13 protein-coding genes are annotated in these 11,853 nt (G+C 47.3%); 9 read left to right on the top strand and 4 right to left on the bottom strand.

The window, feature by feature from the left end:
• Nucleotides 1-19 precede the first annotated feature (19 nt).
• The 4 genes from M0R33_RS00695 to M0R33_RS00680 all read right to left on the bottom strand — a co-directional run bounded on the left by M0R33_RS00695 (nt 20) and on the right by M0R33_RS00680 (nt 2,717).
• Nucleotides 20-550 carry a PilX N-terminal domain-containing pilus assembly protein gene (locus tag M0R33_RS00695; RefSeq protein ID WP_292563542.1) on the bottom strand — a complete coding sequence of 177 codons (531 nt, stop codon included), beginning with the start codon at nt 548-550 and terminating at the stop codon, nt 20-22.
• 14 nt (nt 551-564) lie between these two features.
• Nucleotides 565-1,629 carry a PilW family protein gene (locus M0R33_RS00690; protein WP_292563539.1) on the bottom strand — a complete coding sequence of 355 codons (1,065 nt, stop codon included), beginning with the start codon at nt 1,627-1,629 and terminating at the stop codon, nt 565-567.
• 62 nt (nt 1,630-1,691) lie between these two features.
• Nucleotides 1,692-2,138, bottom strand: a complete 447-nt coding sequence (pilV, locus tag M0R33_RS00685) for a type IV pilus modification protein PilV (protein ID WP_292563536.1) — start codon at nt 2,136-2,138, stop codon at nt 1,692-1,694.
• A 3-nt stretch (nt 2,139-2,141) separates the two neighbouring features.
• The gene (locus M0R33_RS00680) at nt 2,142-2,717 is read right to left on the bottom strand and encodes a GspH/FimT family pseudopilin (protein ID WP_292563534.1); all 576 of its coding nucleotides are present in this window, start codon (nt 2,715-2,717) and stop codon (nt 2,142-2,144) included.
• A 447-nt stretch (nt 2,718-3,164) separates the two neighbouring features.
• Between M0R33_RS00680 and M0R33_RS00675 the strand changes: the two genes are divergently transcribed.
• Genes M0R33_RS00675 through cheD form a run of 9 tightly spaced genes read left to right on the top strand, consistent with a single transcriptional unit; the run spans nt 3,165 to nt 11,852 of the window.
• Nucleotides 3,165-3,527 carry a response regulator gene (locus M0R33_RS00675; protein ID WP_292563531.1) on the top strand — a complete coding sequence of 121 codons (363 nt, stop codon included), beginning with the start codon at nt 3,165-3,167 and terminating at the stop codon, nt 3,525-3,527.
• Between the two features lie 30 nt (nt 3,528-3,557).
• Nucleotides 3,558-5,603 (top strand): chemotaxis protein CheA, encoded by a 2,046-nt coding sequence (locus tag M0R33_RS00670; protein ID WP_292563528.1) that lies wholly within the window; start codon nt 3,558-3,560, stop codon nt 5,601-5,603.
• A 9-nt stretch (nt 5,604-5,612) separates the two neighbouring features.
• Nucleotides 5,613-6,146, top strand: a complete 534-nt coding sequence (locus M0R33_RS00665) for a chemotaxis protein CheW (protein WP_292563525.1) — start codon at nt 5,613-5,615, stop codon at nt 6,144-6,146.
• A 42-nt stretch (nt 6,147-6,188) separates the two neighbouring features.
• On the top strand, nt 6,189-8,537 hold the full coding sequence (locus M0R33_RS00660; RefSeq protein WP_292563522.1) for a methyl-accepting chemotaxis protein: 2,349 nt from the start codon (nt 6,189-6,191) through the stop codon (nt 8,535-8,537).
• A gap of 40 nt (nt 8,538-8,577) precedes the next feature.
• Nucleotides 8,578-9,087: a chemotaxis protein CheW gene (locus M0R33_RS00655; protein WP_292563519.1), complete on the top strand. Its 510-nt coding sequence runs from the start codon at nt 8,578-8,580 to the stop codon at nt 9,085-9,087.
• Nucleotides 9,084-9,845, top strand: coding sequence for a ParA family protein (locus M0R33_RS00650; RefSeq protein ID WP_292563517.1), 762 nt, complete (start codon nt 9,084-9,086; stop codon nt 9,843-9,845). The genes M0R33_RS00655 and M0R33_RS00650 overlap by 4 nt, the downstream gene beginning before the upstream one ends.
• The gene (locus M0R33_RS00645; RefSeq protein ID WP_292563514.1) at nt 9,845-10,330 is read left to right on the top strand and encodes an STAS domain-containing protein; all 486 of its coding nucleotides are present in this window, start codon (nt 9,845-9,847) and stop codon (nt 10,328-10,330) included. The genes M0R33_RS00650 and M0R33_RS00645 overlap by 1 nt, the downstream gene beginning before the upstream one ends.
• A 44-nt stretch (nt 10,331-10,374) precedes the next feature.
• Entirely contained in the window at nt 10,375-11,217 is an 843-nt protein-coding gene (locus tag M0R33_RS00640; protein ID WP_292563511.1) for a protein-glutamate O-methyltransferase CheR, read from the top strand.
• Nucleotides 11,214-11,852 carry a chemoreceptor glutamine deamidase CheD gene (cheD, locus tag M0R33_RS00635; protein WP_292563509.1) on the top strand — a complete coding sequence of 213 codons (639 nt, stop codon included), beginning with the start codon at nt 11,214-11,216 and terminating at the stop codon, nt 11,850-11,852. The genes M0R33_RS00640 and cheD overlap by 4 nt, the downstream gene beginning before the upstream one ends.
• Nucleotide 11,853 lies beyond the last annotated feature (1 nt).

Here is an 11,853-nt window from a genome sequence, read left to right as displayed (position 1 = left end):
TCATTGAGTGATTCATAATTTAAGGCAGAAATGCCGAGTCGCCGCCAAAATGGCTCTGTAAAATTACTTCTGTTGTATCCTGGCCGCCGGTGCCTCTGGCTGTCACGGTAAAACTGATCGGCGTGGCCGGGGGGCCTGGGTTGTAAGCGGTCACATAGGTTATGAAATAGCGCGGTTGCGTGCCGACCATGCTACTGCCGGTATCATGGGTAATGGATTTGGTGTTGTCTGTCCAGGTTGCCGCGGCTTTCGGGTCCGGCGGGGCGTTGTTGCAACCTGGGACCGTGGAAAATTGGCCGGCGGTGCCTGTGCAAAAAGCCTGAATCGAGCCGTTCCCGCCATTCCACAAGGTTTCTATTCTCGCCTCGCCAGCCCTTAAGGCTGCTTCCGCCGATTGGAAAGCCAAATTCCTGTCCCGGTTGTTGCCCGCCATTTTTTCTTCCAGTGAAGTGCTCTGCACCCCTGCCACACCGATGATGGTCAGCAGCAGTAGCATGATTAAACCGACGACTAAAACCACACCGGATTGAGCGCTTGAGTTGATTCGCATACTGGTCTCCTCGTTTAGCGCAGGCGATTACGCAAGGCAATTGTAGTGGTAAAAACCCTACGCAAGCGGCGGTCCGCGGGCATTATATTATTGGCTTCATTGTAGTCATAGGGTACTGGGTTAGCGGATAGATTGTTCTCAATAGTTCTGGCCAACAAACTAATTCGGACACTGACTACCTGAGGCCAGTTAGCGGCGATTATGTTGTTTGCAGGTAGAAAGGAATTTGGGGTGCCGTTCGCATCGGTATCCACCCCGTAAGTAATCTGCATGTCTTCAATGCCTTCGATCAACTCCTGCGCCGACACGGCATTGGTATCGTTGCCGGTTGTGGTTAATTCCGAACGATATAAAGAAGGTTGATTGCCTGGGTTGAGTCTGATGTAGTAGGCGTACGTTTGCAGTCTGGCAATTTGAGACCCCGGGCCGTAACTTTTGTTAAAAGTTGCAGGAGGCGAATTGCCGGGCGTAAAGGTATTGTTTGCTGAGTGAACCACGTTAACGCCACTGCCACCGCCTATGTCCGTCGTGTTGGTGGCCTGAAAAATAGTGCCTTGAGAGCAGTCGGTCACCATCAGAATTTCGCCTATGTGACAGGTGGTTGCGCTGCCTGCCGGGCAATCGGCATTGAACGTGGGGTCAACGAACATCTGCGCCGCGTCGGAATAGGGCGCTATCAAAGGGATGCCATCGCCGGATAAGCCGCGTACAGCGATGACGTCCGTGCCGACTACGACATTGGAAATTACCGCGAAGGTATTGTCCACGTCATTGTAACCCATCAGGGGATTAGCTATATCCCAGGCAAAATCAGATTGGTCATTAAGTTCGTTTTCGACATTGGCCATACTGAAATTATTACTCAAACAGCCGAAAAATCCGGCCATCCGCACATCCTGACTGATAAACTCCATAGCAAAGCGACCGTTTTCCTGCAATCTGGATAAGCCTTCCTGCATGCGATAGGTTTGTTTGGAATTGATAAAAATTTGTAAAACGCCCGCCAACAAAAATACCCCTAATAGCATGGCGATTAAAATTTCGATCAACGTCATACCTAGCTGTTTAGGACGAACCATACTTTTACTTAAGCATTCTTTGTTGCAAATGCTGTTGTTGATCTGTGCGAATCTGTCAATGCTCATAACCGGAAACTGGTTTGGAAACTGGGATTGTTGGAATTATCGCCGTCATGGTCATCGTCCCAGGTAATCGTGATAGTAAAGACGTTTCCGGCGACCACAATTGTGCCTGAACCGCCCGGCAGAACATCCGTCAACGTAGCGTTCCAGGCAAACAAGTCGCTTTCCGCCATTTCAGCGGGTGTACAACCAGTGGCGTTAAAGCAGTTATTAGTGCTTGCCGCGTCGGGAGGATTAATTGCGGTGTAAGTGGCGGCGCCGGCGACATTGGCTCGCATTCTGTCGGCAATATCATAAGCTAACTGAGTCGCTTGACTTCGGGTGTAAGCGCTTTGATTATTTTTTAGGCCGACAGTCTGAATGCCCGCCAAACCTAAGAGGCCGATTGCTAATATGATGACGGCAACCAAAACTTCGATCAGTGTAAAGCCGTTGTTAGTTTTCATGGATCAAAAACCTGCTATGCAAGAATTAATTTCATTGCCATCTTCCTTTTCCGGGATTCCGTCATCGTCCGCATCCGACGCCATGCGTATCCGGCCGACCGAGTTGACAATTATTAGCTTGGCTCCTGTCGTAGATCCGTTATTACACATTGCAAAACTACCCGGCTGACTACTGGTGCCATTGGGCTGATATCGGATGAAATTCACGAAGTTTCCGTTACCTCGCAGGGTGAAATTGGCCGGTAACGCGGAATAAACTCTCAACTCAATATCCGTGCCGACATCAAGGACGTTTTGTTTGGGCCCTGTCGAGCGGTCTATGTCAACGAATACTTGCCAGCCATTTTCCCAATTAGCGCCGGTTTTCCTCACCACCACCTGCTGACCTCGCTTGATGGCTTCGCTTCTGGCTAAATTCAGAGACGTTATGAATTCGTTGGTGTTGGCAGTCAAACGGCTTCGGACGATGGCCGAACTGAAATTGGGTACGGCAACGCCCAGCAAAATAGCCGCAATCGCTACCGTCACCATAAGTTCGATCAAGGTAAAACCTAAACTTCCGACATGTGTACTACGCATGGTTGCCTCTGTTTAAGTTGCTGTGACGGTATTGTCTTTTGAAAGAAAGGCTAACACATAGCAAGGTTTTGTCTGTTAAACGAATCACAATAATGGGTTTGTTAAGGTTTGAGCCGGGTATATGTATCGAGGAGGATTGCCCCCCGCGCCATGCTTTTATCCTACTAATAGTAGATCAAGAATTAATTTTTGGTTGCTTATCAGACATATATAGGCATCTAAAAGTTACACATTCGCTGTTTTTTTGAGGGTTGCCAATCGAATGCATCTGTTTGTTGTGTATGTTAAGTGGTTCGCATAAATAGGCTCGTCCATTGTTTCGATTCTAATCTTCAATAGAATGCTCACAAATACATCGCTGGTTTCAGTTTTATGACACGATGATTGTTTATTAGGTTTTTTTGGGGTTAGATAGGCTTACTTTTCAACGGTTCTAGGAGTTAAACAGTGGCGACAATACTTGCAGTCGATGATTCTGCATCCATGAGACAAATGGTTTCCTTTACCCTAAAAGGGGCTGGGTACACGGTTGTGGAAGCGGTTGATGGTCTGGATGCTTTGAATAAAGCCAAATCACAAGCTTTTGATTGCGTGGTGACCGATGTCAACATGCCCAATAAAGATGGCATTAGTTTGATTAAAGAGTTAAGGGCTTTACCGAATTATAAGTTCATCCCTATGCTGATGCTGACCACCGAATCCGGCATGGATAAGAAGCAGCAAGGCAAAGAGGCGGGAGCGACCGGTTGGATTGTGAAACCGTTTAATCCCGATCAGTTGCTTAAAACCATCAAAAAAGTTTTGGGTTAAACACCTGACTATCTCAGAACAGGTAAGATTATGTCTATCGATATGGCGCAATTTCATCAGGTCTTCTTCGAGGAAAGTTTCGAAGGCCTGGATGCCATGGAATCAGGATTACTGAATCTTGACATGGGTGACGTGAATGTCGATGAAATTAACACTATCTTCCGTGCCGCTCATTCGATCAAGGGCGGCAGCGGCACCTTCGGTTTTACGTCAGTGTCCGATTTTACCCACCTCATGGAAACCTTGCTGGATGAGATGCGGGATGGCCGCAGACGGGTAACTCAGCCGGCGGTTGACGTGTTATTGGGTTCGGTGGATTGTTTGCGCGAGATGTTGCAAGCTATTCAAGATGGCGCGGAGATTGATGGGGAAAGTGTTAGCACGCATAAACGGTCATTGGATAATGAGTTAAACAATCATTCCCCTGCGGGTGCCGTTCCCATAAATCATCCGCAAAAAGTCCCGGAATCAGCCGCTAAGGAAGATCAAGTGTCGGGTTGGTTGATTGCATTTAGTCCGCATTTGCATTTGCTGAAAACAGGTAACGAACCCATCCGGTTGTTTAGGGAGTTGTCGAGCTTGGGCGATTTGCGTGTAACAGCTGATTTACAAGGCATGCCCGATCTTTATGGATTGGATCCGGAAGAATGTCATCTTTCCTGGAAACTGGAGTTAGATGGAAACGTGCCGGTAAGCGAAATCGATGAGATATTTGACTGGGTTGAAGAGGATTGTGATTTGGCCAAGCAGGCTCGCTTTGCCTCTCTACCCGCTTTCGATGAACAGTTGGGTGCTGGAGCAACCGATAACCGAGTTGCCGAAACCATCGATACCGATCCGGCCAGGTCGGAACCCGCTACAAAATCAAAACAACTGAAAAGCGAGGAGCCGAAAGCGGCGGCAAAGGGTTCCAGCTCTATTCGGGTGGATACCAGCAAGATCGACACGTTGATCAATATGGTGGGCGAGTTGGTAATAACACAATCCATGCTCAGTTTAGTGGGTGAGCATTTCGAGCTCGGCAAGCTGGATCAGCTCAAAAACGGCTTGTCGCAGCTTGAACGGCATACGCGTGAGCTGCAAGAAAGCGTAATGAATATTCGCATGTTGCCTATCAGCTTTGTGTTCAGCCGATTTCCCAGACTGGCCCACGACATTAGCAGCAAATTGGGTAAAAAAATCGACTTAAAACTGCTGGGCGAGCATACCGAGGTCGATAAAACCGTGGTGGAATTGCTTAGTGATCCGCTGGTGCATCTGGTCAGAAACAGCCTGGATCACGGGATTGAAATGCCGGATGTGCGGCTGGCTGCCGGGAAACCGGAAACCGGCACCGTGACCCTGGAAGCGTATCATCGCGGCGGCAATATCGTCATTGAGGTCAGCGATGATGGTAAAGGTTTGGATAAAGAAAAACTGCGGGCTAAAGCCATCGAAAAAGGCTTGATCGACCCGGACGTCATTTTGACCGACAAACAAAGCTACGAATTGATTTTTATGCCGGGCTTTTCCACGGCCGAAAAACTCACCGATATCTCCGGACGCGGTGTCGGCATGGATGTGGTGCGGCGGAATATTCAGGCCCTGGGCGGCAATATTGAAATTATTTCCTCGCTGGGTAAAGGATCTACTATTTCTATCCATTTGCCGTTGACGCTGGCGATTCTGGATGGGCAGTCGATTGCGGTAGGCGATGAGACCTACATCGTGCCCTTGGGCAGCATTATAGAATCCCTAAACATCAAAGAAGACAGGCTCAACCGGGTGGTGGGTAAGGGAGAAACGTTTTTATTGCGAGACCAATATCTGCCGATTATCCGCATGCATGAAATTTTTAACGTGGCATCCGCTAGGCACACTAAACTGACTGAAGGGTTGTTGGTGGTTGTGGAAGGCCAGGGCGTCAGATGCGGCTTATTTGTCGATGACCTGCTAGGCCAACAGCAAGTAGTCATCAAATCGTTGGAAGCCAATTACCGCCGAGTAGAGGGTGTTTCTGGGGCAACTATCTTGGGAGACGGGTCGGTGGCATTAATTCTTGATATTCCAGGCCTAGTCCGCCTGGCCAACCAGTAGATGAATAACATGTCCCGGACGGATACAAGCAAACAAGCGGAACAACAGGATAAAAGATCTCAAGAGGAGCACGCCCAATTTCTGAGCTTTACTTTGGGCAATGAAGAATACGCTGTGGATATTCTACGCGTTCAGGAAATTCGTAGTTGGGAGCCGGTATCTCGCATACCGAATGCACCCGCTTACGAAAAAGGCGTGGTTAATTTGCGCGGCGCTATTGTGCCAATTATTGATTTGAGAGAGCGTTTCGACTTGGGACATAGTCAATATACGCCACTTACCGTAGTGGTGGTGCTGCAAGCTAGAAGCAGCGAAAAAACCCGCGTTATGGGGGTTGTGGTGGATGCGGTGTCCGATGTGATTGACGTGGATAAAAAGAGCGTCCAGAGTTCGCCCAATTTTGGTGCCAAAGTCAGTACCGAATTTATTAATGGCTTGATTTCGGTCAATCAGCGCATGGTGATGTTATTGGATGTCGACAAATTATTGAAATTAGATGACGTGGATAACCTCAGGGGCATAAATAATGACGAAGAAAGTTAAAAAAATTGAACTGTTTAGCTGGGGATTAGCGGAGAATTTACAATGAAAATCAATCACCCCGTGACTGATCATGAAGTGATAATGAAACCGGGCACTATCCTGGTCACGCGTACCAATTTAAAAGGCGTTATTACCTATGCCAATGATGCTTTTATTGAAATCAGCGGGTTTAGTAAGGATGAGTTAATTGGCGCCAATCATAATGTTGTTCGCCACCCCGACATGCCGCCGGCTGCCTTTGCGGATTTGTGGCAGTGCCTGAAACAGGGTAAGCCTTGGACGGCGCAAGTAAAGAACAGGACTAAATCCGGGGATTATTATTGGGTAGAAGCCAATGTCACCCCGGTTTTTAGAAATGGGAAATTGCACGAGTATTTGTCGGTGCGTTACGCGCCGTCGCGGGAACAAGTCCAACAGGCCGAAGCGTTATATGAAAAGCTGAATGCCAACAAAGCCACCATGCGGCCGACCGGTTTGGCAGCAGTCTGGCAAACTATTAAAGGCATGAATTCATGGAAAAAAGCCGGGCTTGTATATGCTTTATTTCTGCTGCCGATTTTAGGGGCGCTTTTTTCGTATTACCAGCAGCAGCAATGGCTGGAGTTATCTATCTATTCCGCATGTTTACTGCTAGGGACTGTGCTGGGCTTTAGTCTGATCAACAGCATCCTCCGCAGCGTGGGAGATTCAGCAAAAATCTGTTACCGCTTAGCCGATGAACAGTTTCGGAATAAAATCGATCTTGATCGCGGCGATGAAATAGGGGACTTCAATCGGTCGTTGTACGGCATGCAAGTGAAGTTGAATGCCGATATGGCCTATACCAAACAGGTGGCCGCCGAAGCAACCCGGATAAAACAGGCTCTGGACAATGTGCAGTCTTGCGTAATGGTAGCGAATAATGATCTCGACATCATTTATATGAATAACACTGTTTTAGGGATGTTCCAAAACGCGGAAGCCGATATTCGAACCCAGCTGCCTAATTTCGACGCCAATAAGTTAATGGGGGCTAATATCGATCAATTTCATAAAAACCCAGCCCATCAGCGCGGTTTATTGGCGAGTTTAAGTAAAACCTTTAGTTCGACACTGGAGATTGGTGGCCGGCACATGAATATCGTCGCCAACCCAGTCAGAAATGACGAAGGCGAACGGATTGGTATCGTGGTGGAATGGCTGGATAGGACGGGGGAAGTCAAAGTCGAGCGCGAAATTGAGGAAATAGTTGAAAGCGTCAAAATCGGTCGCTTGGATAAACGCTTATCCTTGGTCGACAAACAAGGCTTTTTTGCCAAGTTGAGCGAGGGTATCAATGAATTGACCGATGTGATTGAGCACGTATTCAAAGATGTGGGCAGTACTATGGAAAGTATGTCTGAAGGGGATCTGACCAACCGGATTACCAGCGATTATCAGGGCGTTTATCTCACCTGTAAAAATGATATCAATGCCACTATCGATAAACTGAGTGAGATTTTCGGCCAAGTCAATGAGTCGGCCATCTTCATTAATAATTCTTCGCAAGAAATTGCCAGCGGTAATAATAACCTGTCGCAACGCGCCGAGCAGCAGGCAGCCAATCTGGAACAGACCGCCGCTAGTATGGAGGAGTTGACCGGCACGGTTAAAAATAACGCCGATAATGCCCAGCAGGCCAATTTGGTGGCGAGTAACGCAAGGGAATTGGCTGAAAAAGGCGGTGGTGTTGTAGCTGCGGCCGTTGCAGCGATGCAGGAAATCAATGATAGCAGCAATAAAATTGCCGACATTATTGGTGTGATCGATGAGATCGCATTCCAGACCAATCTATTGGCCTTGAATGCTTCGGTGGAGGCCGCAAGAGCCGGCGAACAAGGGCGAGGCTTTTCCGTAGTGGCGACCGAGGTCAGGAATCTGGCGCAACGCAGTGCCACTGCAGCCAAGGAAAGCAAGGAATTGATTCAAAGCAGCGTGCAGAAAGTGCGGGCAGGCAGCGAGTTTGTGAATCAAACCGGGGCTTCGTTAACTGAAATTGTCGCTGGAGTGAAAAAAGTCGGTGATATTGTTGCGGCGATTGCAAATGCTAGCGTTGAGCAATCGGCCGGGATTGCTCAAGTCAATCAGGCAGTATCGCAAATGGACGAAATTACCCAGCAAAATGCCGCCTTGGCCGAGCAAGCATCCGCCGCCAGCGTATCAATGAGTGACTTGTCCACCAGTATGGTCGAATTACTGTCGTTTTTTAAATTGGACGGTGGTAACGAGCGAACGGTTGTCGACAGGTCTAACCAAACCCGTGCAGCTGCATCTGCTGCTGCGGTGACCAAGCCGAATGTGATGCCGGCAACCGCAACCAGGCAATCATCTTACAAAAGCGCTGCTACTGACGAGGAATGGCAGGATTTTTGATGATGCTTCATTTACTACACCTCCCTATGGGTACGCCACAATGACTGACGAAGCGACGTCTGATGCACATGCTGAACAATTCCTGACGTTCGAATTGGCGGGTGAAGCATATGGGATTGAAATTTTGAAGGTGCAAGAGATCCGCGGATGGGAGCCGATCAGAAAAATTCCGAATACACCCGCATATTTGAAAGGTGCTTTGAATTTACGAGGCTCTATTGTGCCTATCGTCGATTTACGCGAGCGGTTTAATATGGAAAAAATCGAATATACGCCGACCACCGTGGTTATCGTTATGTGTATACATACCGAAAATAACGGCTCGACCGTCATGGGTATCGTGGCCGATGCGGTATCCGATGTATTGGATATCCACTTAAACGAGATTAAAGCCTCGCCAAATCTAGGAGCTAAAATTGATACCCGTTATATCAGAGGGATGTATGTGGGTAAAAAGAACATGATCATGCTTTTGGATGTGGATAAGTTATTGAATCCGGATGAATTCATGGATATTGCTGTTTTGCCTCTTGAACCAGAGCATAAATGACAAGCAGAATTATCGCTGTACTCAATCAAAAAGGTGGGGTGGGGAAGACCACAACAACCGTCAATCTCGCTCATGCTTTGGCCAGAATGGGCAAAAAAATCACTGTGATCGATTTTGATCCGCAAAGTCATCTTGCCGTTGCTTTGGGAGTGGTGTCGAAGCAACGGACAGGAATCGATGAAATTATATTGGGGCATGCCACGTTTGCTCAACAGCAAATTCCCGTCAGGGAGAATTTGAATTTAATTGTGGCGGGGCCGCGGTTGCAGGAAATTGAGCAGTTAAGCCAGGGCGGTTCTCACAGGGGCGATTTATTGCGTAACGCCTTGATGTCTGGAACGGATCAAAGAGATTTGGTATTTATCGACTGTCCGCCTTCTTCCGGTATTTTGGTGGCGAATGCGTTGTTTGCGGCCGAAGAGCTTTTGGTGCCGATGACCAGTGATTATTTAGCCTTGCAAGGTTTGTCCCATTTAATGGGTACGATCAAAAAGTTTGAGACGGTCTTAAATAAAAAATACCGGTTGCAGCTTGTGATGTCGCGCTACATACCCACTCGTAGACTGTCTAAGGATGTAGTGAGTACTTTGAAAAAATATTTTCCGACGCAAATTTTGGCAACACCAATTCGAGAGACGGCTTCGTTAGCGGAATGCCCAAGTTTTGGTAAGACGGTCTTTGAATATCGTCCGGGATGGCGCTCGGCGAAGGACTTCGAAGCGTTGGCTGGAGACTTTTTAGAGGGCAGGGTAATGTAATGGCGGAACAAGACGAGAGCAGTATGATTGGCTATGATCCTTTAGCCTGGATGCATGAGGCCGAGGATGTTGAGTTGCCATGTCGGTCAGCGCCGGACACTCCCCCCCCTTTGACGGATGACTTAACCGTAATAGTTGCCTCCAATCCCCATTTAAATGAAGCAGGGGATAGTCAGTCAGTTGATGCGATAACGCAATGCCAAATAATATTGGAACCGGTGCAAACTATTCAGACTGTCGCTCAATTGCATCAACAGTTGCAGCGTATGCTGGATGACTATAACAAAATCGATATCGATGCGTCCGCGGTGATACAGATTGATACCGCGTCGATGCAATTATTGTTGGTTTTAAAGTTGACCGCGGTTAAGTTGCAGAAAGAAGTGAGCATTGATTTTCCTTCGGAAAAATTCATGGAGGCCGCTAATTTGTTAGGGTTATCGGAAATGCTAAGTGTGGATCAAGCCGCCTCCGGGTTTTTCTGATTCGGATCGGTATTCGATAATCGTTTGCAAAGGGTATTGATAGAGTGGCTGTCAAAGAAAAAGCGCGAGAATTTGAATATACCCTGGACGATTTCAATTTTTTAAGAAAGCTATCGAACCAGCATTCAGGCATTTTGGTGCCGGATGACAAATTTGACATGTTTTACTCAAGATTGTCGAAACGGGTAAGGATATTCGGTTTTAACCGTTTTAAACAGTATTGCGAGTATTTGCACGAGCATCCGGACCAGGAATTCACCGAATTCATAAATGCAGTTACCACGAATCTAACCTCGTTTTTTAGAGAAAACCATCATTTTGAGTTTGTTGCTAAAACCCTGCTAGCGGAATTACTAAAAAAAAATCAGGGCCAAAAACAAATCAGGGTCTGGTCCGCGGGTTGTTCCACGGGTGAAGAGCCGTATTCTTTAGCCATCACGTTGATAGAAAACCTTCCCAGGGACTGGGATATTAAAATTCTGGCCACGGACCTGGATACCAATGTGTTGTCTGCCGCGGCCGACGGCGTGTATCCGGTCGACCGTGTTGCTGCAATCAGTGAAGAGTGCTTGCACCGCTGGTTTCAGAAAGGCTCGGGCGCGCAAGCCCATAAAGTTAGAGTTAAGCCTCAATTGCGCGACATCGTTTATTTTAAGCAATTGAATCTGATGCAAGACTGGCCGATGAAAAGCCATTTCGATTTCATTTTTTGCCGTAATGTATTGATTTATTTTGACAGAATAACCAAGGAACGCCTGGCAAACCGCTACGCTGGTTTGTTAGCAGAGGGAGGCTATTTATTCATTGGTCATTCCGAGTCATTACATCAACTCGATGCGCCTTTTTCCCTGATAGGGAACACCATCTATAAAAAAACGCACGTATGAAAATCCAGAACTTGGTAAGCCCGGCTTCCATTCCCGGGTTTGAAAATATCAATCGGTATTGGGATAAAGAAAATCAGATAGTTACTGCCAAGTTATTGCCGGGCGATTATTATGTAACCAAGGATGGTGAGATGATAACCACCGTATTGGGTTCTTGCGTGTCAGCCTGTATTCGGGATAGGGTGTTGGGCATCGGCGGCATGAATCACTTTATGTTGCCGGAAACCAGCTCGTCGCGTTTAAATTCCAGAGAAGAATCGGTGGTAGGGACGGCAATGCGTTATGGCAATTTCGCAATGGAACACCTGATCAATACTATTTTGCACTTTGGGGGCAAACGAAAAAATTTAGAAGTCAAATTATTTGGCGGGGGTAAAGTGATTGCGACTTTAGGTGATGTGGGTTCCCGAAATATTGCATTTGTATTGGATTATGTGGATACCGAAGCGCTAACTTTGGTTTCGCAAGATCTTGGGGATATTTATCCGCGAAAAGTAAACTTTTATCCGCAATCCGGACGAGTCAGAATGAAAAAAATCAGGGATTTGCATAATGAAACGATCGTGTTGCGCGAAAAACGATACGGATCGCAAATCAAAAATATTGCGGTCGAAAGCAGCATAGAACTTTTTTAGG

The sequence above is a fragment of the Methylomonas sp. genome (assembly GCF_023228165.1).
Taxonomy (GTDB): domain Bacteria; phylum Pseudomonadota; class Gammaproteobacteria; order Methylococcales; family Methylomonadaceae; genus Methylomonas.
Note: the sequence above shows the minus strand (reverse complement) of the source record. Positions and strands in the feature narration are given on the sequence as shown.

Coding starts and splice junctions, on each gene's coding strand:
- M0R33_RS00650 (WP_292563517.1), top strand. CDS start 9,084: ATGACAAGCAGAATTATCGCTGTACTCAATCAAAAAGGTGGGGTGGGG.
- M0R33_RS00665 (WP_292563525.1), top strand. CDS start 5,613: ATGTCCCGGACGGATACAAGCAAACAAGCGGAACAACAGGATAAAAGA.
- M0R33_RS00690 (WP_292563539.1), bottom strand. CDS start 1,629: ATGGTTCGTCCTAAACAGCTAGGTATGACGTTGATCGAAATTTTAATC.
- M0R33_RS00680 (WP_292563534.1), bottom strand. CDS start 2,717: ATGCGTAGTACACATGTCGGAAGTTTAGGTTTTACCTTGATCGAACTT.
- M0R33_RS00660 (WP_292563522.1), top strand. CDS start 6,189: ATGAAAATCAATCACCCCGTGACTGATCATGAAGTGATAATGAAACCG.
- M0R33_RS00645 (WP_292563514.1), top strand. CDS start 9,845: ATGGCGGAACAAGACGAGAGCAGTATGATTGGCTATGATCCTTTAGCC.
- M0R33_RS00670 (WP_292563528.1), top strand. CDS start 3,558: ATGTCTATCGATATGGCGCAATTTCATCAGGTCTTCTTCGAGGAAAGT.
- cheD (WP_292563509.1), top strand. CDS start 11,214: ATGAAAATCCAGAACTTGGTAAGCCCGGCTTCCATTCCCGGGTTTGAA.
- M0R33_RS00655 (WP_292563519.1), top strand. CDS start 8,578: ATGACTGACGAAGCGACGTCTGATGCACATGCTGAACAATTCCTGACG.
- M0R33_RS00695 (WP_292563542.1), bottom strand. CDS start 550: ATGCGAATCAACTCAAGCGCTCAATCCGGTGTGGTTTTAGTCGTCGGT.
- pilV (WP_292563536.1), bottom strand. CDS start 2,138: ATGAAAACTAACAACGGCTTTACACTGATCGAAGTTTTGGTTGCCGTC.